General features: G+C 37.2%; 25 protein-coding genes. 12 read left to right on the forward strand and 13 right to left on the reverse strand.

Features of this window, described 5'->3' with window-relative positions:
* Positions 1–94: 94 nt before the first annotated feature.
* From ACNI3T_RS12655 to ACNI3T_RS12670, 4 genes are all read right to left on the reverse strand, one after another.
* Positions 95–613 (reverse strand): DinB family protein, encoded by a 519-nt coding sequence (locus ACNI3T_RS12655; protein WP_418228111.1) that lies wholly within the window; start codon positions 611–613, stop codon positions 95–97.
* Positions 613–3186 carry a phosphoenolpyruvate carboxylase gene (locus ACNI3T_RS12660; protein ID WP_418228112.1) on the reverse strand — a complete coding sequence of 858 codons (2574 nt, stop codon included), beginning with the start codon at positions 3184–3186 and terminating at the stop codon, positions 613–615. Before ACNI3T_RS12660 ends, ACNI3T_RS12655 begins: the two co-directional genes overlap by 1 nt.
* An 89-nt stretch (positions 3187–3275) precedes the next feature.
* Positions 3276–3755 carry an Lrp/AsnC family transcriptional regulator gene (locus tag ACNI3T_RS12665; protein ID WP_026916117.1) on the reverse strand — a complete coding sequence of 160 codons (480 nt, stop codon included), beginning with the start codon at positions 3753–3755 and terminating at the stop codon, positions 3276–3278.
* A 72-nt stretch (positions 3756–3827) separates the two neighbouring features.
* Positions 3828–4985 (reverse strand): DUF2817 domain-containing protein, encoded by a 1158-nt coding sequence (locus tag ACNI3T_RS12670; protein ID WP_418228113.1) that lies wholly within the window; start codon positions 4983–4985, stop codon positions 3828–3830.
* 280 nt (positions 4986–5265) lie between these two features.
* On the opposite strand from ACNI3T_RS12670, the gene ACNI3T_RS12675 reads away from it, so the two are divergent.
* The gene (locus tag ACNI3T_RS12675; RefSeq protein WP_418228114.1) at positions 5266–5685 is read left to right on the forward strand and encodes a helix-turn-helix domain-containing protein; all 420 of its coding nucleotides are present in this window, start codon (positions 5266–5268) and stop codon (positions 5683–5685) included.
* A 30-nt stretch (positions 5686–5715) separates the two neighbouring features.
* Positions 5716–6096, forward strand: a complete 381-nt coding sequence (locus ACNI3T_RS12680) for a DNA topoisomerase IV (RefSeq protein WP_418228115.1) — start codon at positions 5716–5718, stop codon at positions 6094–6096.
* 2 nt (positions 6097–6098) lie between these two features.
* On the opposite strand, the gene mscL is transcribed toward ACNI3T_RS12680, so the two are convergent.
* From mscL to ACNI3T_RS12710, 6 genes are all read right to left on the reverse strand, one after another.
* Positions 6099–6545, reverse strand: coding sequence for a large conductance mechanosensitive channel protein MscL (gene mscL, locus ACNI3T_RS12685; RefSeq protein WP_418228116.1), 447 nt, complete (start codon positions 6543–6545; stop codon positions 6099–6101).
* Positions 6545–9193, reverse strand: a complete 2649-nt coding sequence (locus tag ACNI3T_RS12690; protein WP_418228117.1) for a DNA gyrase/topoisomerase IV subunit A — start codon at positions 9191–9193, stop codon at positions 6545–6547. The genes mscL and ACNI3T_RS12690 overlap by 1 nt, the downstream gene beginning before the upstream one ends.
* Positions 9193–9684: a hypothetical protein gene (locus ACNI3T_RS12695; protein WP_417921084.1), complete on the reverse strand. Its 492-nt coding sequence runs from the start codon at positions 9682–9684 to the stop codon at positions 9193–9195. Before ACNI3T_RS12695 ends, ACNI3T_RS12690 begins: the two co-directional genes overlap by 1 nt.
* Positions 9681–11543, reverse strand: a complete 1863-nt coding sequence (locus tag ACNI3T_RS12700; protein ID WP_418228118.1) for a DNA topoisomerase IV subunit B — start codon at positions 11541–11543, stop codon at positions 9681–9683. Before ACNI3T_RS12700 ends, ACNI3T_RS12695 begins: the two co-directional genes overlap by 4 nt.
* 155 nt (positions 11544–11698) lie before the next feature.
* Entirely contained in the window at positions 11699–12793 is a 1095-nt protein-coding gene (gene ychF / locus ACNI3T_RS12705) for a redox-regulated ATPase YchF (protein WP_418228119.1), read from the reverse strand.
* 148 nt (positions 12794–12941) lie between these two features.
* Entirely contained in the window at positions 12942–14138 is a 1197-nt protein-coding gene (locus ACNI3T_RS12710; RefSeq protein WP_418228120.1) for a hypothetical protein, read from the reverse strand.
* A 289-nt stretch (positions 14139–14427) separates the two neighbouring features.
* On the opposite strand from ACNI3T_RS12710, the gene ACNI3T_RS12715 reads away from it, so the two are divergent.
* Complete coding sequence (locus ACNI3T_RS12715) at positions 14428–15702, forward strand: carboxypeptidase-like regulatory domain-containing protein (RefSeq protein ID WP_418228121.1); 1275 nt, start codon at positions 14428–14430, stop codon at positions 15700–15702.
* A gap of 65 nt (positions 15703–15767) precedes the next feature.
* On the opposite strand, the gene ACNI3T_RS12720 is transcribed toward ACNI3T_RS12715, so the two are convergent.
* Positions 15768–16352, reverse strand: coding sequence for a hypothetical protein (locus ACNI3T_RS12720; protein ID WP_418228122.1), 585 nt, complete (start codon positions 16350–16352; stop codon positions 15768–15770).
* Between the two features lie 212 nt (positions 16353–16564).
* Between ACNI3T_RS12720 and ACNI3T_RS12725 the strand changes: the two genes are divergently transcribed.
* Positions 16565–17443: an AraC family transcriptional regulator gene (locus ACNI3T_RS12725; RefSeq protein ID WP_418228123.1), complete on the forward strand. Its 879-nt coding sequence runs from the start codon at positions 16565–16567 to the stop codon at positions 17441–17443.
* A 43-nt stretch (positions 17444–17486) separates the two neighbouring features.
* On the opposite strand, the gene ACNI3T_RS12730 is transcribed toward ACNI3T_RS12725, so the two are convergent.
* Positions 17487–17837, reverse strand: coding sequence for a 4Fe-4S dicluster domain-containing protein (locus tag ACNI3T_RS12730; protein ID WP_298247220.1), 351 nt, complete (start codon positions 17835–17837; stop codon positions 17487–17489).
* A gap of 134 nt (positions 17838–17971) precedes the next feature.
* Here ACNI3T_RS12730 and ACNI3T_RS12735 point away from each other — a divergent pair, with 134 nt between their 5' ends.
* The 8 genes from ACNI3T_RS12735 (at position 17972) to ACNI3T_RS12770 (ending at position 25226) form a co-directional block, all read left to right on the forward strand.
* Positions 17972–19036 (forward strand): acyl-CoA reductase, encoded by a 1065-nt coding sequence (locus ACNI3T_RS12735; protein ID WP_418228124.1) that lies wholly within the window; start codon positions 17972–17974, stop codon positions 19034–19036.
* Between the two features lie 74 nt (positions 19037–19110).
* The gene (gene serC, locus ACNI3T_RS12740) at positions 19111–20178 is read left to right on the forward strand and encodes a 3-phosphoserine/phosphohydroxythreonine transaminase (RefSeq protein ID WP_418228125.1); all 1068 of its coding nucleotides are present in this window, start codon (positions 19111–19113) and stop codon (positions 20176–20178) included.
* Positions 20179–20195: 17 nt separating this feature from the next.
* Entirely contained in the window at positions 20196–21149 is a 954-nt protein-coding gene (locus tag ACNI3T_RS12745; RefSeq protein ID WP_418228126.1) for a D-2-hydroxyacid dehydrogenase, read from the forward strand.
* Positions 21150–21155: 6 nt separating this feature from the next.
* A complete protein-coding gene (locus ACNI3T_RS12750; RefSeq protein ID WP_418228127.1) occupies positions 21156–21704 on the forward strand; it encodes a hypothetical protein in 549 nt (182 codons plus the stop codon).
* 30 nt (positions 21705–21734) lie between these two features.
* Positions 21735–22154: a DUF6146 family protein gene (locus tag ACNI3T_RS12755; protein WP_418228128.1), complete on the forward strand. Its 420-nt coding sequence runs from the start codon at positions 21735–21737 to the stop codon at positions 22152–22154.
* A 29-nt stretch (positions 22155–22183) separates the two neighbouring features.
* Positions 22184–22489 carry a DUF6787 family protein gene (locus tag ACNI3T_RS12760; RefSeq protein WP_322300330.1) on the forward strand — a complete coding sequence of 102 codons (306 nt, stop codon included), beginning with the start codon at positions 22184–22186 and terminating at the stop codon, positions 22487–22489.
* Positions 22490–22816 (forward strand): hypothetical protein, encoded by a 327-nt coding sequence (locus ACNI3T_RS12765; protein ID WP_418228129.1) that lies wholly within the window; start codon positions 22490–22492, stop codon positions 22814–22816.
* Between the two features lie 28 nt (positions 22817–22844).
* Positions 22845–25226 carry a TonB-dependent receptor gene (locus tag ACNI3T_RS12770; RefSeq protein ID WP_418228130.1) on the forward strand — a complete coding sequence of 794 codons (2382 nt, stop codon included), beginning with the start codon at positions 22845–22847 and terminating at the stop codon, positions 25224–25226.
* A gap of 53 nt (positions 25227–25279) precedes the next feature.
* Here the strand turns inward: ACNI3T_RS12770 and ACNI3T_RS12775 are convergent, their stop codons facing one another.
* Complete coding sequence (locus ACNI3T_RS12775; RefSeq protein WP_141877847.1) at positions 25280–25585, reverse strand: hypothetical protein; 306 nt, start codon at positions 25583–25585, stop codon at positions 25280–25282.
* Positions 25586–25619: the final 34 nt, after the last annotated feature.

The raw sequence follows: 25619 nt of genomic DNA on the forward strand, positions 1-25619 counted from the left end.
GCGATGGTAGCACTTCGGGCATAAGGTTCATTCTTATCCCAGCTCACATAAGTCTTCTTAAGAAGCTTGCCAAAAACCTTGATTTTGCGAAACATTAGAGATACTTCTCTTTAATCACCTCAATATGATGCATAGCATGACCAACCATCATAAAGCCGAGCGCTCTGGGTGAAGCATTAATATCATTCATGATTCCACCAAGTTTTAGCATATCGACAGTCATGCTTTCGAAAAGAATGATGCCTGCCTCTCTAACAATTTTATACTCTTTAATAAGATCTTGAACCGATCTGTGTTCTGAGCGACTATTTAAAACATAAATATCATGATCAAATCCTGGCAAAGGTTGCGGTTCGTTTCTGGCAATTGCTAATGCTCTGAATTGAAAAATCCTTTCAGTATCAATTATATGCTGAATCATTTCTTTTAATGTCCACTTACCTTCTTCATAGCGGTAATCCCATTTATCTTCCGGAATATTTTCCAAAAATTGAATAAACTCAGAAGTATTCGATTTAAGGCTTGGAACTAATTCGGCTTCGGGTTCTAATCTATCGATATAACCTCTATAAAATTCACCTATTTCTCCCTTAGTAAGTTCAGATTTCTTCATTAAGCAGAATTTCTACTGGCATTTATATTTCCATACAACGACCTTGTAACCATTTTTTCATATACCTCAAGGGCTTGCTGGTTGGCTTCAGGGTTTTTACTCAGCTCCTGCACCATTCTAAGCGCGTGTTGCTGAATGGTTAATAATGGGAGCACAATTCTTTCCCGAGCCTGAATAGAAGCCTTTCCTGCTGGCTGATTCTGCATCAGACTATTATAGCCGGTAACCTTCAATAACATTTTCTTTGAACGTTCGAACTCATCATGAATCACCGTCCAGAATTCTCCAAACTCTTCATCATCTTTCATATAGGCAGTTAATGGGAAAAATGATTTAGTCAAGCTCATCATACTGTTTTCAAGCAAGGTTTTAAAGAATTCAGAATTGTTATAGAGATCCTGGACTTCATCAAACCTACCTTGTTTATCCATTTCTTCCATAGCGGTTCCCACTCCAAAGAATCCAGGAACATTTTGTTTGAGCTGACTCCAACTTCCAACAAATGGAATCGCCCTTAGATCTGATAAATTAAGTTCTGCTGACTTATTTCGTTTACTAGGCCTACTTCCAATATTAGTTTTAGCGTAGTATTTCAGAGTACTCATTTTTTCCAGGTAAGGAATAAAACGAGGATGCTTTTTAAAGTCTGTATATGTTTTGTAGCTAATCTCAGCAAGCTCGCTCATAGTATTACGATCCTGATCATTCAGTTTATTTTTACCTTCGCTGAAAATTTCATTAGAAACTCCTGAACTTAATAATTGCTCTAGATTATACGTACAACTATCTTTGGTGCCAAAATTGGAGCTAATCGTTTGCCCTTGTACGGTTAATTGAATTTCCTCATTCTCGATCGTTGGTCCTAAAGAAGCATAGAATTGATGAGTTTTTCCACCACCTCTTGCCGGTGGTCCACCACGACCATCAAAGAAGACAACCTTAATTCCGTACTCACGTGAAATTCGAGTAAGTTCCTCTTTAGCTTTATAAATACTCCAGTTTGCCATTAAGTAACCACCATCTTTAGTTCCATCACTAAAGCCTAGCATGATCGTTTGCTTATTACCTCGTTTTTCAAGATGTTCTTTATACACTGGATTTTTGTACAACCTCTCCATCACATGATGTGCTTCTCTTAGATCAGGTACCGTTTCAAATAATGGGATCACATCCACAGTTGGTTTTTTCCAACCGCATAATTTCATGTATAAAAATGGCTGCAAAACTCCTTCCACACTTCCACAGTTACTAATGATATAGCGGTTGGCTCCCTGCTCGCCATTCTTTTCCTGAATTTCCTTCATCGCATATATGGATGAAAGCGTAGATTTAGTCATCCCTTCATCGAATTCTTCAGGATCTAACTGTGCATCTGTCGTTGTCATTACAGCAATTTTCTCCTGTTCTGAAAGAGTTTCGAAATTTTCCGGAATCAACTTTGGTTTGTATTTCTTGAGATCTGCAAATACTTCTTCGTGTTTCGAGCTGTCCTGCCTGATATCTAAAGTTGCGAAGTGGAAACCGAAGAGTTTGATCTTATTGATCATGTCATCGAGCTCTTCAAGAAATAATGACTGATGTTTATTTGTCAAAATTTCTCGCGCGGTTTGCAATTTCGAAACCAATTCCTCTAAGGATATTTTTGGTGTGTCTGAATTCGTAACGGCTGAATCATACAAAGCTTTCTCTATCTCAGCCATGATCTCATTAACCTCTCTAAATGTAAGTCTTCTCTTTAGTTTACGAATATCCCGGTAATAATTAAGGAGTATGGTACGGCGAAGTCTACGTGCAACTCTCAAAGTGATCTCAGTTGTTACAAACGGGTTTCCATCTCTATCACCTCCTGGCCAGAATCCGAGATTGATCACCTGGTTGCCCACATCCTCTCCATCAAATATATTCTGCTGAATGTAATTATGGATCTTACTTGCACTCTGGTAGAAAACATTTTCAAAATACCAAATGAGGCTAACAGCCTCATCGTATGGGGTTGGTTTCTCTTTATTAAAGAACGGAGTTTTTCCAAGCTGTGCTAATAACTGCTTAATACGAACCAGATCATTTTTTTGAATTGCCTTATCCAAATCTGTTATAATTCCCAGCACTGCGCCAGGATAAAATTGGGTAGGATGCGCTGTAAGAGTGGGTCTTACATTGAATCGCTTCAAGTATTCCTTTAACTGCTCAGTTTTTTGTTTTGCTTCCGCTTCTTCTTTAACACTTCGCAGGGTACCACGACCATCCATATTATTTACGATAGGGAACGACGCATCTTCAATGGCGTCAAATAAAACTACCTGGCGCTCTATGTATTGGATGAAACGAAAAAGCAAAGCGTTACGCTCATCTTCCGTTGGGCTTTCTCCGTAACGTTCAAAAAAGTGTTCAACGATCTCAGAAGGATTCTTATTTTCAGAAAATCCACGTTCGCAAAGTTCTTGAAAAAGTGGTAACAGCGCTCCGGTCTTTTGTATCTCATCATAGGGTAAGGTTAAAAAGATACTATTATAGACCTGATACTTTGCCAGCACATTATCATTAAATCTATCTAAACGAGGTTCTCTATTCATAATTTCAATTTTTTCAACTGACCTAAATGTAAAAAAAAACCCTCTAAACAGCTAGGTCTAAAGGGTCTTTATTAAAAGTTTAGTATAAATTACATCTCTTTAAATATGGAATGCATCAAACGTTTTTTATCATTGATACTCTCCTCCAGAGAAATCATAGTTTCTGTTCTATAAACACCCTCAATATCATCAAGTTGGAAAATAATTTCCTTAGCATGTTGAGTGTTCTTAGCACGTATTTTACAGAACACGTTAAACTTGCCAGTTGTTACATGAGCAACCGTAACGAATGGAATTTCATTAATTCTCTCAAGTACAAATTTGGTTTGTGAAGTATTCTTAAGAAAAACACCTACATATGCGATAAACGCGTATCCAAGTTTCTTATAATCCAGAGTTAACGATGATCCTATAATAATTCCAGCTTCTTCCATTTTCTTTACACGAACATGGACAGTTCCAGCTGATATCAGTAGTTTCTTAGCAATATCGGTGAATGGAGTTCTGGTATTCTCGATAAGCATGTCAAGAATCTGGTGGTCGGTGTCGTCTAATTTAAACTTAGCCATCTTGAAGTTCTATTTTTAATGAAATTCAAAATTAATACAAAATCATTGAATTATTGCTAAATAAAAACACATTTATTGGGGATTTAGCTCGAAAATCTCATCATTTAAGAATATTTTATTAACTACAACGTTTTCGGAAATTTCGCCCTCTTCCATCAAACTTATCTTTTTACATGCTGCATCAATTTCACGATGACCAAATAAAACTGAGTCTTTATGAATCCCTTCGATAACCGGGACGAATCGTATTCGATCGTGAACTAATGTTTCTTTGAATTGTATCAGGATATCCTTTTGATCTCCTTCTATGTTTACATTTCTTAAAATCACATCACGAAAACATTTAGCATTCTCAGGAATTTTCAAATATTGCCTGTGATCAGGACTTTGCCCATTCATTATTTGCTCCAGGCAGCTTCTCAAAGCTTTAAAAATAAATTTTCGCGTTACATCCCTATTGTAGTCTCCAGGATAATGACCTGCTTCAAAAAGAATAGTCGGAGTTCCTAAGCTTTGAAAGGTGTCGCCAGCACAATTGATATTAAAACCATCATCATACCTCCCTATTCGCTCCCCTAATTCATCTTTCAAATCCTTTACAATTCCAGCAATTAATGACATACTATCCTTACGTGCCCCCGTGATACTACGATCTATATCGCTCGAAGGTGTTAAAAAAGATAGGATCGCTGGTAAATTTGTTTCTCCAGCACTAAAGATGGTTCGTTGATCATGAAGATTCAAACAAAAATCAGGTTGGAATTCCCGGTAGACCTTCATCAACAATCTGCTTTCTGGCTGACTAAGATCCTGCATGTCTCGATTAAGATCTACATTATTGGCATTAACCCGCGTATAATTCGCCGCACCATCTGGATTAAGAACAGGAATAATATATAAACTCGTCTCTTCCAGAAGTGATTTATTATAAAGATTTTCTACATCCTCTGCTATTGAGTTTAAAAAATCCAGTACAGCTTTGGTTGTTGTAGATTCATTGCCGTGCATTTGCGACCACATCAAAACCTTCTTTGAACCCGACCCAATTTGCAATCCGTAAATATTCCTGTGCTCTACGGAAGTACCTATAGTTTCAAATTCGAATCTATCTGAATGCATAGAAATAAAATCTTCCAGATGATTATTATGAAAATAACGGCCTGCCACTTTCCTGAATTTGGCTTTATCATAATCGCGATTACTTAACCACAGTTTTGCTTTCTCTTTCATGTTTACAAAATTAAACAATCAAATATTCACAATTGTATACAGCTTCCAATCCATCTAAAGTTTACAGTTGTAAATAAGTTGATCTTCGCAATGGCAGTATGCTTAGGAATTTATCCAAATCTCAATAAAATCTACTTTATGGTATTCTTGGTCAACTACTTATATTTGCTCTTCTAAAGTATAAGTTTAATGTAAATCCAATCGTTTACAGATGTATATTTACACTAAAATATGCTATATTTACATTTGTAATCAATGGGAAAATGAGAAATAATTTACAATGGTAAACACGGAACAATTTGGAACAAGGCTGCAACGCATCCTTGAATATTACGATCTGTCAGCTGCATCTTTTGCAGATAAAATTGATGTTGGAAGGTCTTCCATCTCTCATATCTTATCCGGCAGGAATAAACCAAGTTTAGATTTTGTCATGAAAGTTGTCAAGAATTTTCCTGAGGTGGAATTATACTGGTTATTGAATGGTAAAGGCTCCTTCCCTCCCAAAACCGACTCAGTTAATGAAAAAAGTGTACAGCAAATAAAAGCCGTTCACTCAGCTCCTGAACCCCAAATCAGAAATCCTGAAGTCAGGGCTACGAAGGACGATCAGGTCCATGAGAAATCTGTGAGTAACAAAAAGGTGAAACGAATAGTATTTTTTTATGAGGATGGTAGTTTTGAAGCCTTTGAAAATTGACTCTCATTTGATTAAAACTTACCTTGCAGTATGAACAAAATGATTCCACTCTTCTTGGTCCTGTTACTCACATTGAGCTCTTGTTTTGAAGCCAACAGAAACTGTGCTGATTTTAGAACTGGTACTTTTGAGTTTGAAACGTATATAAACGGAGAATTACAAAAATCTACTTTCATAAGAAATGACTCGATTGAAATTGAGTTTTTTCAGGGAAAGACAGATACAAGTTCCGTACGATGGATCAATCCATGTGAATATATTATCAAGAATACCAATCCGAAGAATATGGCTGAACAGAAGCCAATCCACATGAAGATCCTCACGACTTCAAAGAATAGCTATACGTTCGAGTACGGACAGGTAGGTGAAACCCAAAAGGCCCGCGGAGAAGTAAAAAAAGTTTCAGAATAGAATTAAGCTTGCTTTTCCCGCAATAATTTATTCTGCTCTTCCATTAGATCATTTAAACTGGAGAGCAGTTCAATATCTTTAGGGGTAACAACCTTGGTGTTTTTTGGATCCTGAGCTTTGTTCCGAAAGCGATTCATAAATTTTACCACTATAAAGACAACGAAACCAATAACGATAAAATCTACCATGGTCTCAATAAGCAGTCCGTAACCAATTGACACTTCATTTACATAATCTGCTGCACCTTCAGTTCCTACACCATCTCGTAGAATGATCTTCCTATCAGCATAATTCACGCCATCGGTAATCATACTTAATGGTGGCATTATAATTTGCTTTACCAGAACATCAACCACTTTATTAAAGGCCGTACCAATAATGATACCTACGGCCATATCGATCATATTGCCTTTTACAGCAAATTCCTTGAATTCTTTAAATAACCCCATTATTCGTCAAATAGCGAAGGTTGACCATCGCCACCAGATTTTTTCTCTGGTGCTTTGATCGTCCCATTTTTAATATCTTCTCCTGTTATATTTTCTTCTGAATCCTTTGATCCTTGCTCTTCGTCAGTTTCACCCTCATTTTGTCCTTCATAAGGTATAGGGTCCAAAAGATTGATTTGATTCACTTTCTCTGAGGTCAGTTGATTTCCTAAAGCCTTTATTCCTTTTACTGAAATGAATTCCTCTAAATTGATCTCTTCGTTTTCGCGACGCTCTTTTCCTTTCGGTTTAGTATAAACGATCTCCGCCATTGGAAAATAATCTGTAGAAACCATTTCCAGGAAAGACTCTTCGTGATCACTAATAAATTTCTCTTCTTTATCAGGATGTTCGATTATGAATCGTTTGACATAATAACGTTCTTTCTCAGGTTCCCAGTAAATCGCAGAAATCGGTTTATTCTTAACCCATTTCTCCAGAATTACCATTTCTTCATCAAACCTGGTAGTTAACTCTGGCTTGATTGTTTTTGCAACACCATCCTGTGTGATGATCAGTAATCTATCTTCTCCTCTAAATTCTCCTAGTAATTCTCCTCGTTCATCTACATTCAGGCGTTTGACCGTTTCGTCGAACCAGATTCTTCTAGGTTTTAGCGTTGAAACACCTTCTTCTTTCAGCTCAATTCGTTTTACAGAATATTTAGTGACGATATTTCCTTTGACATTTCGGCCTTTGATAGAAATATCTGCAAAATCCACATCAAATTTCACTTTCCTGATGCTTCCTACCTGTCTAAGTAAAACTGTAATTACTTCAGCTTCTCCATTCGGGTTTGGCGTAAAATAAAGGACTTTACTATCCTTTTTACCCTGAGTTAAATTATATTCCCGATCCCTGGTAACTGAAGTAACGGCAAATCTTTTTACGTATGTATTGCCAGCCTTCCCGTCTCGGTAGATCATATTATAGATCGTACGTTTATCTTTTTTCTTAAAGATTGCCACGTGAATAATATCCTTACCAATAAAAGTTTTAGTATCAACCTTGGTCACCATCATTTTACCATCGGCGGTAAAACATATGACATCATCAATATCTGAACATTCAGTTACATACTCATCCTTTTTGAGACTTGTTCCCACAAAACCTTCGGCTCTATTCACATAAAGCTTGGTATTTCGAATAACGACTTTTGTTGCTTCAATATCTTCAAATAGCCTGAGTTCAGTTTTTCGTTCTTTGCCGGTTCCGTAGTCTTTCTTTAATTTCTGAAAATAATCTACCGCAAAGTCTATAAGGTTGTCAAGATGATGTTTAATCTGGGCGATCTCATCCTCGAGTGCATCGATCTTCTGCTGTGCCTTATCTATATCGAACTTTGAGATTCTTTTAATTCTAATCTCAGTAAGTCTTATAATATCTTCCTCGGTAACCTCACGTTTTAAATGGGTAGTAAAAGGTTTCAATCCGCGATCTATCGCCAGAATAACCCCATCCCAGGTTTCTTCTTCTTCAATATCCCGATACACCCTGTTTTCTATGAATATTCTTTCCAGCGATGCAAAATGCCATTGCTCTTGGAGCTCATTCAATTTTATCTCCAACTCTCGTTTAAGAAGATGAAGCGTATGATCTGTTGATCTTCTCAATACTTCTGAAACGCCCAGGAATACCGGTTTATGATCAATAATTACACAACCTAGAGGAGATAATGAGTTTTCACACTGAGTAAATGCATATAATGCATCTATAGTTCTGTCCGGTGAAATATTGTTAGGTAAATGTATCAGGATCTCTACTTGAGCTGCAGTATTATCTTCAATCTTTTTGATCTTGATCTTACCTTTTTCATTCGCCTTCAGAATAGAATCGATCAAACTTCCGGTATTGGTTCCGTAGGGAACTTCATTTATTACCAGAGTATTTTTATCTAACTGATTGATACGTGCACGAATTCTTACGCGTCCTCCACGTTTCCCATCATTATAATTGGAAATATCTGCTATACCTCCCGTTGGGAAGTCTGGAAATAATTTGAAGGTTTTACCACGAAGATGTTTGATCGAGGCATCAATAAGTTCATTAAAATTATGTGGTAAAAATCTCGTACTTAAACCTACGGCAATACCTTCTGCACCCTGGGCAAGCAACATTGGAAATTTTACCGGAAGGTTTACCGGTTCTTGCTTCCTACCATCGTAAGACAACTGCCATTCAGTTAATTTCGGGCTGAAAAGTACTTCCAGAGCGAATTTTGATAGTCTCGCCTCAATATACCTTGGGGCGGCAGCTCGGTCTCCAGTTAAAATGTTACCCCAGTTTCCCTGAGTGTCAATTAGAATATCCTTTTGTCCTATTTGTACCATGGCATCTCCAATACTGGCATCACCGTGGGGATGATACTGCATGGTGTGACCAACAATGTTCGCTACTTTATTGTAACGGCCATCATCCAGGTCTTTCATAGAATGCATAATACGGCGTTGAACTGGCTTAAAGCCATCTTCAATTGCCGGTACAGCTCGTTCGAGGATTACATATGATGCATAATCCAGAAACCAGTCTTTGTACATTCCGGTTACCTTTATTAATTCTTCCTTATTTTCAAATTGCTCTTCCTGAGCTCCATCAAGGTTTTCTTCCATTAGGCAGTCACTTTGGGGGTGTTTTCAAGAACTTTATTCAGTGAATCCACTAAGCCTCTTTTCTTTTTTCGGTTTAAAAATGTGGTATTAAAAGTATATTTCCGGTATCCTTTTTTTCTTCTTGAGTTAATATAGATCGTCAGGGCAGAATAGATGCCAACATCGTAAAATTTGAACTTCCCTAATTTTCTCTTCGGAAATTCAGCCTTCTTCACGCGATATTCCATAAATTTTGAAAGAAATACTCCGTTATTTTTAAAGTTCAAAGTTTCTCCATCGCTGTCAAAATCGAACGCCTGTCCAATCCGGTGAACGTATAAACCTAAAAGCAAGGTGGCGATATTGGGCAGAAAATGACTGAAGGTTATTTCCTGTTCAGAATCTGAAGCCATGATCTCTATATTTACGAATAGATTCGTAACGAATACCGCAACAAGAACGATATAGATCGATGGGATTATCTTGACCTCACTTTTATTGGTAAATCTCATACGCCAAGTTCATTGACCAGGTCAAGTTCAAATTTGAGATTATCAATAATAAATTCCTGTCTGTCTGGTGTGTTCTTGCCCATATAGAAGCTAAGCATTTCCTCTATAGATTTGTCTTTATCCAGCATTACAGGATCCAAACGAATATCTTCTCCTATAAAATGCACAAATTCATCTGGCGAGATCTCACCTAATCCCTTAAATCGGGTAATTTCAGGTTTACCTTTCAATTTCTCCATTGCCTGCTTTCGCTCCATCTCACTATAACAGTAAATAGTCTCCTTTTTATTTCTTACTCGAAATAACGGGGTCTGTAAAATATAGAGATGATTTTCCTTAATTAGTTCCGGAAAAAACTGAAGGAAAAATGTGATAAGCAGCAACCTGATGTGCATTCCATCAACATCTGCATCTGTAGCAATAACAATATTATTATAACGCAGATCTTCCAGAGAATCTTCGATATTCAATGCTGCTTGCAGCAGATTGAATTCCTCATTTTCGTATACGATCTTTTTTGTTAGTCCGTAGCTATTCAAAGGTTTACCCTTCAAACTAAATACTGCCTGGGTAACCACATCCCTGCTCTTTGTGATAGAACCGGATGCTGAATCTCCCTCTGTTATAAACAATGTTGTTTCAAGACATCGTTGATGTTTACTGTCGCCAAGATGTACGCGGCAATCCCTTAATTTCTTATTATGCAGACTGGCTTTTTTAGCTCTGTCTTTCGCTAACTTCCTGATTCCGGAAAGATCCTTACGCTCGCGTTCTGCCTGAAGAATTTTTCGTTGAAGATTTTCAGCCGTTTCCGGGTTTTTATGGAGATAATTATCAAGATTTCTTTTAATAAAATCATTGATATAAGTTCTTACCGTGGGAAGTTCTCCTCCCATGTCTGTAGAACCTAATTTTGTTTTCGTCTGACTCTCAAACACCGGTTCCATCACTTTTATACTGATAGCGGTTACGATAGATTTACGAATATCGCTGGCTTCATAGTTCTTACCATAAAATTCACGAACGGTTTTAACGATCGCTTCCCTGTATGCAGCAAGGTGTGTTCCTCCCTGTGAAGTATTCTGCCCATTTACGAAACTGTGGTACTCCTCGCTATATTGCGTTCTACTATGAGTGATCGCTGCTTCTATATCATCTCCACGCAGGTGTATAATTGGATACAGCATATCTTCTTCACTAATACTGTCCCCCAGGAGATCTTTTAACCCATTTTCAGAATAAAATTTCTCACCATTAAAAACTATGGTTAAACCTGGATTCAGGTAAACATAGTTCTTCAACATTTTCTCTATATACTCATTTCTGAATTTATAATTCTTGAATATCAGCTCATCTGGAATGAAGGTGATTTTAGTTCCTCGCCTTCTTGAAGTTTCCTCAAGATGCTCTTCATCCTGAAGTTCTCCCTTTGCAAACTCGGCAGCATGGCTTTTGCCATCACGCGAAGATTCTACTCTAAAATAGGAAGACAAAGCATTTACTGCTTTCGTACCTACACCATTTAGACCTACAGACTTTTTGAAAGCTCTGCTATCATATTTACCACCGGTATTCATTTTGGACACTACATCCACAACCTTACCTAAAGGAATCCCTCTACCAAAATCACGAACGATTACCCGTTGATTTTGCACAGAAATTTCGATGGTCTTTCCAGCACCCATCACGAATTCATCGATGCTGTTATCGATAACCTCTTTTAATAAAATATAAATACCATCGTCCTGGCTGGATCCATCTCCAAGTTTCCCGATGTACATACCAGGTCGCATACGAATATGCTCCTTCCAGTCTAAAGACCGAATATTATCTTCGGTATATTTAGTATTGTCGCTCATATAGATTCATGGAGTTTCGGTCTAAATATAAGGTAATAGCCGAAAAACTGAAACAGTTCCAGAGGAAAGTAATTAACAAAGATTTTAGATACGATGTTAATTAAAAGAATGAACTTAAAATGAAGTGTTATTCGTTACATTCTCAAATCTAGCAACTAGACATTGAATCTGAAATGCATTACATCGCCATCTTTAACGATATAATCTTTGCCTTCTACACGCATTTTACCAGCTTCCTTCACTTTTGCTTCACTTCCAAAACTAACATATTCGTCATAGGCTATAACCTCAGCACGAATAAAACCTTTTTCGAAGTCGGTGTGAATCACACCTGCAGCCTGTGGGGCTGAAGATCCAATAGGAATGGTCCATGCTCTAACTTCTTTAACTCCTGCTGTGAAGTAAGTTTGAAGATTAAGCAACTTATAAGCTCCTCTAATTAGTTTTGCTGAACCAGGCTCTTCGAGCCCAATATCCTGAAGAAACATCTGTCTTTCCTCGAAATCATCAAGTTCAGTAATATCAGCTTCAGTTCCAACCGCAAGAACGAGAACTTCCGCATTTTCTTCTGCTACAGCTGTTCTAACTTTCTCTACATGTTCGTTACCATCAACAGCAGCACCTTCATCTACATTACAAACATACATTACCGGCTTATCTGTGATAAACTGTAGAGGAGCGATAAATTCCTTACGTTCGTCTTCAGTAAGATCGATCGCTCGAACAGATTTCCCAGCTTCAAGACCAGACTTCACTTTAAGTAAAGCAGCTTCCTCTTTCTGAGCTTCTTTATTACCTGTTCTGGCTGCCCTTTTAACTTTTTCAAGTTTCTTATCTGCAGTTTCCAGATCTTTCAATTGCAGCTCCATGTCTATCGTTTCTTTATCTCTAATTGGATCTATAGAACCATCTACATGTACAATATTATCATCTTCAAAACATCTAAGAACGTGAAGTATAGCATCGGTTTCACGAATATTTCCAAGAAACTGGTTTCCAAGTCCTTCCCCTTTACTGGCTCCTTTTACTAAACCAGCAATATCAACGATCTCCACCGTTGCAGGAATCACTTTTTCAGGATCTACAAGTTCTTCAAGCTTCAGCAGTCTCTGGTCTGGAACGTTTACAACTCCCACGTTAGGTTCTATCGTACAAAACGGAAAGTTTGCACTTTGTGCTTTAGCATTACTAAGGCAATTAAAAAGGGTCGATTTTCCTACGTTTGGCAGTCCTACAATTCCGGCTTTCATATACTATAATTTAGATGCTTTGTTTTTGCGGCTGCAAAGATAGGTATTAGATTCGAGAATAACATACATCCTCTTAGCAGCTTGACCGAATAAAAAAAGCCCTGTGATTATATCTTACAGGGCTTTAATAAACATTGAAACAATTTAATTACTCCACAATATACATTTCGTTGGAAGCTCTTATATATTCCTGCGGATTAAATGTGCTCTCGAAACTGTTTCTAACCAGGTCTAGTTTCAATCTCAAGTTCTTCATTTCGTCCTTCAGAAATGGGTCATTTTCATATTTAGCGATCAACTTTTCATATTTTTCCAGATTCTCCAGTATTCTGAAGGTTAGCATCCCGAAACGAATCTTAAGATTCTGTACCGTCAACATCTGGTCGTGATACTCTTGCTTCCAGTTTTCCGGATTAGACTTTCGCTCTTCTACGATCTTATTTTCAGCAATTTTGGAAATATCCAGAATATAATGAGTTCGCTTTTTAGCATCAGTTTCGTTGGTGAATTTTTCAGTAAAACCATTTCGGGAGATTCCGAGGATCTCCACCAGGTTATCTTCAATAGCTTCTTGCTGTAATTCCTTAAGCTCATTCAGGTTCTTATTAATTCCTTGCCATTCAGTTTCGATCAGGTCTTTATCATGCGTAAATTGGGAAATACTAGTGGTAAGCTTGAGCATTTTAATGCTTTTCTCTCTTAACTCTTTATCCCTCCTATTTAGTGAACCAACAAACTGACTGATCCCATCTATCAGGCTTCCCGCAAACATTCCCGTAAAAGGTGTTCCTTTTGCCAGATCGCCTGTCACCTGTAACATATGATTCAGCGCTTCCAGTTTTGCATCGTCCTCTTTCTCTTCTTCAATGTATCCTTTGAATTTACCAAACCATTGCTGGTATCCTTCATAGTTCATAGGATTACTCACTTTATCCAGTGTAGAGTAGAATTCACGTGAACTATTAAAAAGACTTAGAGGTTTTATTTCTCGCTCCATAGAAGCAAGGTTAAGAACAGCTGAGCTATAATTGTACTTATAAACACTTACCGTATTCTTATCGATCTCCTCCTGCCGCTGCTCTAAAAACTTAACTCGCTCTAGTAGTTTCTCTACTTTTTCTGAAGCCGAATTAGAAGTACGAATGCTTTCATCCAGATTGGTGATCTTGGAATCGATCTCTTTAATTCTGAATTCCAGATTCTGACTTAATAACGAACGTTCCCGGTTTAGTTCTTTTAATACCTGCTCAGTAACAGACGCACTCTGATCTTCACCATATAGTTGTGCTGAAGCTGAAATACTTCCGAAGATAATGAAGAGAGCAGCAAAATATATTTTATGCATAGTTGATTGGTTTTGAAATCCTTTGATAACGAAGAATTGATGGTCATATTTCATGCCACACGAGAAAATGATTGTTTGAAGAAGAGCTTCAAGTTCAATGTGTGGATAACTGACACAATAAGTATGTGTGTTTTAACATCTTTCAGAACAACAGTTATAAAAATTGTTGATTACTCACTTTCATTGAAAGATTAACAATCGTTCAGCTCAATAATTAACTGATTCACATCTTTATAAGCTTTTAAATGGTTATATTGTATAAGTTTAAGTAAACTTTAATAATATGACTATGAATGCAAAACTTTTAAACCCTATTTCAGGAAAAAGTAGCCTGCTATTTTTTCTAAGTTTTATTCTAGGTTCATTACAGATATATGCTTTTCAGCCTTCGGCTAAAGCGTTTAATGAATATAAAGGTGAAGTGGTGAATGAGAGGACCGGAAGGCCTATTTCTTCAGCATACCTTTCCCTGAATAATAGTAACATTTCAACCATCACGAATGCAGATGGTGTATTTTCCCTCAAAGTTCCAGAGGATATGACTGAAGCTACCGTGACCATATCTGTTCTTGGATTTCAAAGTAAAACCCTTCCCCTGGATTATTTCAAAGCGGAAGATACGCGTATAGAACTTTCAGAAACTATGGAAGAACTTACGGAAGTTAGCTTATATAAGGCAACGAATCCACGTTTACTGGTTCAGGATATGCTGGACAAAAAGGATGAAAATTATCTTTCAGATCAAAGTATCATGACTTCCTTTTACCGGGAGACCATCAAGAAAGGTTGGAATAATGTCAGCTTATCTGAAGCAGTTGTAAAGATCCACAAAACATCTTATAAGGATAGCAAAAAAGATCTTGTATCTCTATATAAAGCCAGAAAAAGCACAGATTATGATAAACTGGACACCCTGGCGTTAAAGCTACGCGGTGGCCCCTTTAATACATTATACCTGGATATGATGAAATACACAGAGTATGTACTTAGACAAGGTATGATGGATAGCTATGATTTTAGCTTTGATGAGCCTGCCAAGATCAATGATCGTTATACCTATGTTGTAAATTTTAGAGAACGTGATGAATCAGATCCATGGTATTACGGGAAACTTTTTATCGATGCTGAAACTTCAACTCTGGTTAAAGCCGATTATAACCTGAACGTAGATAATAGAAATGCAGCTCAGGAAATGTTCGTAAAGAAAAAACCAAATGGAGCGAAAGTTTATCCTACTGAATTAAACTATCAGGTTGATTACGCACAGAACAATGGGAAATGGCATTTTGCATATGGAAAAGCTCAGATGGATTATGTAGTTAATTGGAAACGAAAGATCTTCAATTCTAAATATAAGATCAATAGCGAAATGGTTGTGACCGACTGGCAGCCATATTCTGAAGAAGAATTTAAAATGAACCAAGAGTTAATAAGACCTAATATCGTAATGGTAGACGATGTTTCTGGATTCTATGATTCACAATTCTGGGGTAATAACAATATTATCGAACCTGAAAAATCTATTCAGAATGCGATTGATAAAATCAAACGCAAAATGGATTAAGCTTTAAATATAAAATTTGAAAACCCGCCAGTCGGCGGGTTTTTTTATACCTGAAATCCAAAGGGCTATCCTATTTCGATAACTTGCTCAAAACTATCTTCAGAAGTTTCAATTATAAAGGTGTATTTACCAGAATCCACTTCAGAGAAATCAAACGCTTTTCTAAGTTCTGGTTCTCTGGTTTCAAAATTCCCAACCTTGATTCCTTTCTTATCGAAGACTTCAACACTAAGTTTTGTTTCGTTTAAATTAGGCATATATACTACTACCTGATCTTCTTCAATTTTGAAACAAGGTTTGAAAGCGAATTTGTAATTAGCCTGGTCAATTTCAATTTGATCACTTAATTTGGTAATCACCGTGGTAGACTTACAGTACTTTTTATTCAGAACCAGTAAATATTCCCCATCTTCAAGCGAATCGAAATTAAACTTCTTCGAAAACCTGGCGTTCTCGTCCAGTTGATCTCTAAAAATAACCTCAGCATTTTGGTTTAAAAGACTAAGTTCAGACCCATATTCAGTTTTCTGTATATCTACGATGAGATCAGACTGATTCTCTACTTTTAGATTCACACCATCTGTGGCAGAACTACTGAATGATACCAGTAACATGAATGCTACTACGAACTTGTTGATTGTGTTTTTCATAATCTAAGGTTTTAAGTTATACTTGGATTAACTGATGTAAACTTACCCTAGATCTACCTCGTAATGTAGCGTTAGATGATCCAGTTTCTGTACTCAATTACCTTGACAAAATCCATTTCAAACGTTATCGGTTAATCCAGCACATATAATTGCTAATTTTGTAATACAAGCAATTACTATTCAGGTGTAATTTTAGATGAAATCTCGATATTATGAATACAACATCGAAACCAAGGCTGGAAAGAATAGAACCTGGATTTGGGAGTTCATTTTCATATAGAACACATGATAAATTCCAGGTCGGTTCGAAAAAGACCTTTTGGCACTATCATCCGGAGGTCGAACTGGTTTACGTGAATGGCGGCTGCGGAAAGCGGCAGATAGGCAGTCATATATCATATTACAGGAATGGTGATCTCATATTAATTGGCTCGCTTCTTCCCCATTGTGCTTTTACCGATGGGCTCACTAATCATAATTGCGAAACGGTGATACAGTTTAGAAATGATTTTCTTGGCAATGAATTTCTGGAGGCTCCTGAAATGTCACGAATCCAGAACCTGCTCGAGAGAGCGAAAAAAGGAATCGTATTTCATGGTGATACCAAGCGTCATATTGGAGCTATTATTGAATCCTTACGAGAACTCAATCCTTTCGAGAAATTACTCGGTCTACTGGAAGTTTTAAATTCTCTTGAAAAAACTGGCGATTATACTATTTTGAATGCGGAAGGTTTTCTACTGGAAACTAACTTACAGGATAGTGACAGGATCAATATCATTTTTAATTTTGTAAAAGAACACTTCCAGAGACCAATTAGCTTAAAGGAGATCAGCGATAAGGTTAGTATGACCAACCCGGCTTTCTGTAGATATTTTAAAAGAATTACCGGAAAAACATTTACTCAGTTTGTGAATGAGTACAGGCTTGCGCATTCAGCTAAACTATTACACGAAAGACAGATTAGCATAACCGATGTTTGCTTTGAAAGTGGTTTTAATAATTTTAGTCATTTCAACAAACAATTCAAGGCATTTACGGGGAGGTCACCTTCAGTCTATAGAAGTGAATTAAAATTTAGCGTAACATAAAAAAACCCGCCAATTGGCGGGTTTGTATTTTATAAATCGATTTTTAATCGTGATGCATAAAACTTTGTTTCTGAAGTAATTTCTCTTCAGATTCAACATGCTCATCATCTGGAACACAACAATCCACTGGACAAACTGCCGCACATTGAGGTTCTTCGTGAAAACCTTTACATTCGGTACATTTATCTGGTACTATATAGTAAATTTCGTCGCTTATTGGTTCCTGAGCTTCGTTTGCGTTGGCTTCTTTCCCTCCGGGAAGTACCACATCACCTTCTAGATCGGTTCCATCTGCATATCTCCAGTCATCTGCACCTTCGTAAATTGCCGTGTTAGGACACTCTGGTTCACATGCACCGCAGTTTATACATTCATCGGTTATTACAATTGCCATAGCTCTGTTTTTATTGGTAAATTTAAGTACTGAGCGAAAAAAGACCTGAGCTTTTAGAGAAAATTATGGTTAATAGCTTCGGAAACTTTAATTTCGCTTCACAAATTTAAGATAGGCCACCCTCATAACCAAATATGAACATGACAATCGAAGAGCATACTTCAAACCTTGTTGCATTAGGAAAATTTTTAGGTCAGTTTCAGATCGATGGAGTTCAAAAACATCCAGATTTTTCAGAATTAGACGAGCTTACTAATGAGATGCATGAGAAGATCGATGCTTCCATTCATCGTAACGGATGGTTTACCCGGGAAAATATTATATTCTCGCTTCAGCAGTGGAGTGAAGCCTTAAAATTCGAGAATATTAAAAAATGGATAGGTCGCTATGATCTTTCCAATTCTGGGGGAAAAAAAATTGGGATTGTCATGGCTGGAAATATTCCCCTGGTTGGTTTCCATGATTTTATTTCCACGATCATCTGTGATCACAAAATACAGATAAAACAATCTTCCAGTGATGAGCTATTACTACCTATCATTGCTCAATTTCTTATCGAGCAGAATTCAGAATATAAGAACCGTATAGAATTCACCAAAGGTAAATTAGAGAACTTTGATGCAGTGATCGCAACCGGGAGTGATAATACAGCCCGATATTTTGAATATTACTTTAAAGGAAAACCAAGCATTGTTCGCAAGAACAGAAATTCTATAGCTATCCTTACTGGTAAAGAGTCCAAAGAGGAACTGGAGGCTTTGAGTGAAGATATCTTTCTATATTATGGTCTTGGCTGCCGTAACGTCTCCAAATTATATGTGCCTGAAGGATATGATTTTGACCAGTTTTTCAAGGCAATGTATTCCTGGAATCCTATTATCAACGAAAATAAATATGCCAATAACTATGATTACAACAAGGCGGTTTATTTAATGAGTGAATATAAGATCCTTGATAATGGTTTCTTAATGCTGAAAGAGGATGAAAGTTTTGGCTCTCCTATAGCAACAGTTTTTTACCAAACCTACAAGGATGACGATAACCTGAAAGACGTTCTAGAATCCAATTCCGAAAAATTGCAGTGTGTAGTAAGGAAAGATCCAGAGGCTAGCGAAGTTGCATTCGGAAAAACACAACAACCAGAACTTTGGGATTACGCAGATAATATTGATACAATAAAGTTCCTTAGTAAACTTTAATCTTATCATTTCGATAACAGCAAAGACTTTCGAAATTTGGCATCTTTGTGAATACACATTAATTATACACATCAATGAAAAAGCATAATTTCAGCGCAGGTCCATGCATATTACCACAGGAAGTATTTCAGGAAGCTTCGCAAGCGATTCTGGATTTTAATAACTCAGGTCTCTCTATACTTGAAATTTCTCACCGTAGTGCAGATTTCGTGTCGGTTATGGAAGAAGCACAGAATCTGGCTCTTGAACTTTTGGGTTTGCAGGATAAAGGTTACAAAGCACTTTTTCTTCAGGGAGGCGCGAGTATGCAATTTTTAATGACTGCTTACAATCTACTGAATAACAAAGCGGCCTATCTTAATACAGGTACGTGGTCCTCTAAAGCGATCAAGGAAGCTAAATTATTTGGTGAGGTGATCGAAGTAGCATCCTCAAAAGACAAGAACTTCAATTATATTCCGAAAGACTATTCAATTCCTGAAGATGCAGACTATTTTCACTGCACCAGTAACAATACAATTTTTGGAACACAGATAAAGGAATTTCCAAAAACTGATGCTCCCATCGTTTGCGACATGAGTAGTGATATATTTTCTAGACAACTTAATTTTGAAGATTTTGATCTTATTTATGCCGGAGCCCAGAAAAATATGGGACCAGCTGGAACTGTTCTTGTCGTTGTAAAAGAAAGCATTTTAGGCAAAGTTGACCGTAAGATCCCAAGCATGTTGGATTATCAGGTACATATCTCCAAGGATAGTATGTTCAATACACCTCCTGTTTACGCGGTATATGTTTCTATGCTTACCATGCGATGGATCAAAAGGAACGGTGGTATCGCTGCTATGGAAAAAAGAAATGCAGAGAAAGCAGCTCTTTTATATGATGAAATTGATCGTAATCCTTTATTCGAAGGTTTCGCCGCTAAAGAAGACAGGTCACCAATGAACCCTACTTTTAACCTTAAAGATGAGTCTCATAAAGAACAATTCGATAATATGTGGAAGGATGCTGGCGTGAATGGTCTTAGCGGACATAGAAGTGTTGGTGGATACAGAGCTTCCATGTACAATGCATTATCAATAGAAAGTGCTCAGGTAGTAGTAGATCTCATGCAGAAATTAGAGAAAGAAATAAACTAATCCAGACATAAATTAGAATGAAAGTATTAGCAAATGACGGTTTATCTCAAAGTGGTGTACAACTATTAAAGGATGCCGGCTTTGAAGTCATCATTAAGAAAGTTGCCCAGGATCAACTGGAAGATTACTTAAAAAGTAATGGAATTAGCGTCCTTCTTGTACGCAGTGCAACAGTGGTTCGCAAGAATATTATAGATAACTGTATACATCTTAAAGTTATTGGACGCGGTGGTGTTGGCATGGATAATATTGACGTGGAATACGCCCAAAGTAAAGGTATCTCGGTAATAAATACGCCGGAAGCTTCTTCAGCTTCTGTAGCAGAGCTTGTTTTTGCTCACCTTTTTGGAGGTGCCAGAAAACTGCATGATTCCAATAGAAATATGCCTTTGGAAGGAGATTCAAGATTTAAGGATCTTAAAAAATCTTATGCTGGCGGATCTGAATTACGTGGTAAAACTCTAGGAATTATAGGTCTGGGAAGAATTGGTCGTGAAGTAGCTAAAATTGCTTTGGGAGTTGGAATGCGTGTGGTTGCAAGCGACAAGGAAGTGGGAGAAACCGAGATCACACTGGGGTTCTACAATGATCAGAAGGTTACTATTCCTATCAAGACTGAACCCGTAGAGCAACTAATAGAGCATGCAGATTTTATAAGTTTACATGTTCCCGCACAGTCTAAGCCAATTATTGGTAAAGCTGAATTTGATAAAATGAAAAAGGGTGTGGGAATCATTAACACCGCTCGTGGTGGGATTCTAGATGAAGAGGCGCTCCTGATAGCGATCGAAGAAGAAAAAGTTTCTTTTGCTGCTTTAGATACTTTTGAGAACGAACCTTCCCCAGCCATAAAATTGTTGATGAACGAAAGTATTTCCCTTAGTCCGCATATTGGTGCTGCAACTAGTGAAGCTCAGGAAAGAATTGGAGAAGAATTGGCACATCAAATTATCAAGATCTTTAAAAAATAAAAGGCAATGGCAAACATTCTGGACCTTTTCAAAATTTCATCAGGTAAGGAGCTCATCCAAAATACTCATAAAGAACTAAACCTGGAGGAAGACTTGGTTCTGCAAATTTTTGCAAGCCTATTGCCGTGGACTATTTCAAGAGTCGAACTATCTGAATCCAGATCAGCGCTGGCAAAATTTAGTGATTTGAAGTTTGCCGATTTATTGAAGGAAAGTTCTATTATCTCTTCGGAAGATAAAAAGGTGATGAACTCATTACTGCTAAATACATTTAAGGTAGAGTCTAATAATTCAGCCAGATTTTTAAACATTGCTGAAAACATTATAGTTTCAATCATTTCTGAAATCCAATCTATAAACGGCCAATTGGAGCTAACTGAAATTAAAAGAACTTTATTAGGTGCTTCTGAAAAATCTTCAGAAGAATTTATAAAAGTAATTACGAGCGGATCAAATGATTCCGCAGATCTTATCAAACCTGCAGGAAGAATTGCTCTGGAAGATAAAGACTCTTCCGAAGATAGCATTTTAGGAGGATTTACAGGAGGGAAATAGGGAACACTTATTGCAGCTAATTAAATTGTTATGAAGAATCTAATTTACATTTGCCTACTGGCCTTATTTATTTACAGTTGTGGCTCCGGGAGATCCAGAGATTTAAAGGATAAGGATGCTACTAATGATACAGTTCGCATAGCCAATGATAGTCTCGAATATGAAATTATCATTATTGAGCCAGGTTTCAATTTATTTATAAACTCTGTGGCACGTCCAAGAGGATATCACACGCAGTCCTATTTGGAGAATAAAAATCAGTTTTTGGTAACTGAATATAATACGAGGGTTATGCAGCCACAAACCTACGATCCTAATTTATATATCAATCAAATAAACTACGATCCGAATATAGATTATGGGTATGAGGTGAATTATTTGCTGTACAATTATTTTGTTTTTTTCAGCAGACATTACAATCAACGATTTAGTGTTCCTACACGAATTTGATTTTTTAAGCAAAATCGTATATTTGCCGTATGAAAAAATTGAAGGCTAGATGGGGAATTGATGATAACTGGCAGCTCTTCGTCATATTGCTGGTATTTGCCATCACGGGTTCTTCCTCTGCGAAAATTGCTGGTCCGCTCTGTGAATTTCTCGGAATCACTTCTGAAACTACACATTGGAGCATTTACTGGACACTTCGAATTTTATTGATCTTTCCAATCTACCAGGTTTTACTGGTTAGTTTTGGTTGGATCTTTGGTCAATTTCAATTTTTCTGGGCTTTCGAAAAGAAAATGTTGAGCAGGCTGGGTTTTGCTAAAATGTTCAATTCTTAAATGACTTTACTGAAGAACATACTCCTAACATTTACAGCAGTCCTTATACTGCTTCCTACTGGAGTGAGTTTTTCTCATACTTTTTCAGGTCATGGACATAAATTGTGTGATAATTATGCAGATCAACATTATCATGATAAGTCCTTAGATTGCGAACTTCATAAGTTTCAAAAGAATCCAATAATATCTCTGGACTTCCAGAGTTTTGAATTTGCTGAGGTTTTCTATACCTCTACTCTTACCTACGATTATTATCGATTTTTAAATGATTACGAACCATTGTGCTATGAGCTACGTGGTCCACCTGCTTTATCTATTGCAGGCTAATTCAGTAATAATCATTTAAAATATTTCAATGCGTAACACAATGTTATTGACACTGCTATTGGCAGTGCAGTCTATTATTTATGGACAGAATTCCCTGAGCGGAAAAATCACCGATCAGGACACCCAGGAACCAGTTCTTAGTGCAAATATCTATTTCCCTGCTCTTGAAAGAGGGACGATGACAGATCTTGATGGTAATTTTAAAATATCAGATCTGCCAAGCGGTAATTTCAAAATGGTGATATCCTCTATAGGTTATGCCAGTTATACACAGGATGTGGTTCTACCTTCCCAGGATATTACAATTACTTTAAAACCTTCAGCAATAGAAATGGAAGAAGTTATAGTATCCACTCCTTTTCACCAATTACAAAGCGATAATGTAATGAAGGTGGAACGCGAAAGTGTTTCTGAACTCTCTAAAAATGGCGCTGTAAACCTTTCCGAAGGAATTACTCAAATTGCGGGAGTCGAAAATCTTACCACTGGACTAGGTATTGGAAAACCAGTAATTAGAGGATTGAGTTCTAATCGCGTGCTTGTTTATACCCAGGGAGTTCGTTTAGAGAATCAGCAATATGGCGATGAGCATGGCCTGGGAATTAGTTCAAAAGGAATTGCCAGCGTGGAAGTGATAAAAGGCCCTGCCTCTTTACTCTACGGAAGTGATGCGATTGGTGGAGTTTTATATCTGAATCCTGAAAGATATGCAAATGAGAACAGCACCAAAGCAAGTCTGGAATCAGATTATTTTACAAATACGCTAGGGTATCAAACCAGTTTAATGGCTTCTACTGCTGGTGATCGATTAAAGTTTATTGCTCGAGGAAGTTATGCGGCTCATAGTGATTATGAAACGGGAGATGGAGAAAGAGTTACAAATACTCGTTTCAATGAGAAAGATATTAAAGCAGGGATTGGTTTCCAGAATAGTGTGTATAAAGGAGACCTACGATATAATTTTAACAATTCAGAAATTGGTATTCCTGATGAATTAGGTGTTCAATCTACTAACAAAGACCCACTTCTACCCTACCAGAATATTGACAACCATATCCTGAGTCTTGACAACAAGTTCTATCTGAACAATTCCAGTATCGACCTGAAAGTTGGTTACCAGTTCAATGATCGCCAGGAATTTGAAGATCATCATCACGAAGATCATGAAGATGAAGAGCACGAAGAACACGAGGGTGAAGAGCATGAAGAGGAAGAACATGAAGGGGAAGAGCATGAAAGGGAAGAGCATGGAGATGAGGAGCATGAAGAGGAAGAACATGAAGGGGAAGAGCATGAAGGGGAAGAGCATGGAGATGAGGAGCATGAAGGTGATGAACCAGCTCTTGAGATGCATTTGGAAACCTTGAACTATAATTTAAAATACAATTTCCCTAAGTTCGATAATCTTGATGTTATTGCCGGAGTACAGGGAATGTGGCAGAGCAACGAAAATTTTGGTGAGGAAATCCTAATACCTGATGCGACAACTACTGACTTTGGGGTCTTCGCCACTGCGCATTACCATTTATCAAAAATCGATTTACAAGGGGGAATTAGATATGACAACAGGTCTATTGAAACAGAATCATATATCGCAGAGGATGGAGATATTCTGGATGAAGTAGACAGACAGTTCAATAGTTTTAATGGAGCTATAGGTGCGAAATTCGATATTACCGATAATCTTACCTCAAGGTTAAATTTTGCGAGTGGATTTAGAGCGCCTAACTTATCTGAACTAACCTCTAATGGTTCTCACAATGGTGCTAACAGATATGAAATTGGAAATCCTGATCTTGATAATGAACAGAACTTCCAAATTGATCTTGCGGTTGAGTGGAGAAATCAACATTTTGAAGCTTTTGTTAATGGTTTTTCCAATAATGTGAATGACTATATATTTATAAGTCCTTCGGGAGAAATTATAGATGATGAAAACGTATTTCGTTATCAACAGGATGATGCTAAATTGTATGGAGGTGAAATTGGTATCCATCTTCACCCCCACCCATTGGATTGGCTTCACCTGGAAAGTAGCTTTGAAACGGTAACCGGAAAACTGGACAATGATGATTACTTACCCTTAATTCCAGCAAACTCCCTTACGAATACGTTCAGGGTCGAGTTTGACAAAGGGAAATTATTATCAGGTTCTTATAGTTTTATAACACTAAAAAATGTGTTTGATCAGGAAAATCCTGGCAGTTTCGAAACCCGAACTGGTGGGTACAGCCTGGTTAACCTGGGGGCCGGAACTGAAATTAGAACAAACAGCGCATTATTTGAATTGCGACTAAGTATGAATAATCTATTTGATAAAGATTATTTCTCACACCTGTCCAGATTGAAGAATGATGGAATTTCTAATATTGGTAGAAACATAATGCTCTCAGCTAATATCCATATCTAACTAGAAAGGGCTACTGTTATTAGTAGCCCTTTTTAATTTTTATCTGGTAAATTCTAGTAGCTTTCTACTTCGATCACCTGTGGTTGCATCATAGGTTCCTTTTTCCAAACATAGGTATATAAATACATTAATGTAAATGTTGGAATGATGTCAGTCCCAGGAAGGATCTCTTCAATGAAAACAAGCACTGAGGCTAATTTACCTTTTCTACCCGGATACATATCTCTCATCTTTTTAGCAGCATATGGTGCCCAAAGTAAATCCAAAAACGGACCTACAAAGGGAATGGCAACAGTTGCCATCCCTACAAGGTCATATACCAGACCTTTTGCAAATAATTTATTTTTAAATAGCTTCATGTTTTTTGGTTTTGACTAGATAAAAGCAAATAAA

The sequence above is a fragment of the Christiangramia qingdaonensis genome (assembly GCF_048381525.1).
Classification (GTDB): Bacteria; Bacteroidota; Bacteroidia; order Flavobacteriales; family Flavobacteriaceae; genus Christiangramia.

Bases quoted from the DNA above. Each gene is read 5' to 3' on its own strand.
- ACNI3T_RS12655 (WP_418228111.1), bottom strand. From the start codon at position 613: ATGAAGAAATCTGAACTTACTAAGGGAGAAATAGGTGAATTTTATAGA.
- ACNI3T_RS12660 (WP_418228112.1), bottom strand. From the start codon at position 3,186: ATGAATAGAGAACCTCGTTTAGATAGATTTAATGATAATGTGCTGGCA.
- ACNI3T_RS12665 (WP_026916117.1), bottom strand. From the start codon at position 3,755: ATGGCTAAGTTTAAATTAGACGACACCGACCACCAGATTCTTGACATG.
- ACNI3T_RS12670 (WP_418228113.1), bottom strand. From the start codon at position 4,985: ATGAAAGAGAAAGCAAAACTGTGGTTAAGTAATCGCGATTATGATAAA.
- ACNI3T_RS12675 (WP_418228114.1), top strand. From the start codon at position 5,266: ATGGTAAACACGGAACAATTTGGAACAAGGCTGCAACGCATCCTTGAA.
- ACNI3T_RS12680 (WP_418228115.1), top strand. From the start codon at position 5,716: ATGAACAAAATGATTCCACTCTTCTTGGTCCTGTTACTCACATTGAGC.
- mscL (WP_418228116.1), bottom strand. From the start codon at position 6,545: ATGGGGTTATTTAAAGAATTCAAGGAATTTGCTGTAAAAGGCAATATG.
- ACNI3T_RS12690 (WP_418228117.1), bottom strand. From the start codon at position 9,193: ATGGAAGAAAACCTTGATGGAGCTCAGGAAGAGCAATTTGAAAATAAG.
- ACNI3T_RS12695 (WP_417921084.1), bottom strand. From the start codon at position 9,684: ATGAGATTTACCAATAAAAGTGAGGTCAAGATAATCCCATCGATCTAT.
- ACNI3T_RS12700 (WP_418228118.1), bottom strand. From the start codon at position 11,543: ATGAGCGACAATACTAAATATACCGAAGATAATATTCGGTCTTTAGAC.
- ychF (WP_418228119.1), bottom strand. From the start codon at position 12,793: ATGAAAGCCGGAATTGTAGGACTGCCAAACGTAGGAAAATCGACCCTT.
- ACNI3T_RS12710 (WP_418228120.1), bottom strand. From the start codon at position 14,138: ATGCATAAAATATATTTTGCTGCTCTCTTCATTATCTTCGGAAGTATT.
- ACNI3T_RS12715 (WP_418228121.1), top strand. From the start codon at position 14,428: ATGAATGCAAAACTTTTAAACCCTATTTCAGGAAAAAGTAGCCTGCTA.
- ACNI3T_RS12720 (WP_418228122.1), bottom strand. From the start codon at position 16,352: ATGAAAAACACAATCAACAAGTTCGTAGTAGCATTCATGTTACTGGTA.
- ACNI3T_RS12725 (WP_418228123.1), top strand. From the start codon at position 16,565: ATGAATACAACATCGAAACCAAGGCTGGAAAGAATAGAACCTGGATTT.
- ACNI3T_RS12730 (WP_298247220.1), bottom strand. From the start codon at position 17,837: ATGGCAATTGTAATAACCGATGAATGTATAAACTGCGGTGCATGTGAA.
- ACNI3T_RS12735 (WP_418228124.1), top strand. From the start codon at position 17,972: ATGAACATGACAATCGAAGAGCATACTTCAAACCTTGTTGCATTAGGA.
- serC (WP_418228125.1), top strand. From the start codon at position 19,111: ATGAAAAAGCATAATTTCAGCGCAGGTCCATGCATATTACCACAGGAA.
- ACNI3T_RS12745 (WP_418228126.1), top strand. From the start codon at position 20,196: ATGAAAGTATTAGCAAATGACGGTTTATCTCAAAGTGGTGTACAACTA.
- ACNI3T_RS12750 (WP_418228127.1), top strand. From the start codon at position 21,156: ATGGCAAACATTCTGGACCTTTTCAAAATTTCATCAGGTAAGGAGCTC.
- ACNI3T_RS12755 (WP_418228128.1), top strand. From the start codon at position 21,735: ATGAAGAATCTAATTTACATTTGCCTACTGGCCTTATTTATTTACAGT.
- ACNI3T_RS12760 (WP_322300330.1), top strand. From the start codon at position 22,184: ATGAAAAAATTGAAGGCTAGATGGGGAATTGATGATAACTGGCAGCTC.
- ACNI3T_RS12765 (WP_418228129.1), top strand. From the start codon at position 22,490: ATGACTTTACTGAAGAACATACTCCTAACATTTACAGCAGTCCTTATA.
- ACNI3T_RS12770 (WP_418228130.1), top strand. From the start codon at position 22,845: ATGCGTAACACAATGTTATTGACACTGCTATTGGCAGTGCAGTCTATT.
- ACNI3T_RS12775 (WP_141877847.1), bottom strand. From the start codon at position 25,585: ATGAAGCTATTTAAAAATAAATTATTTGCAAAAGGTCTGGTATATGAC.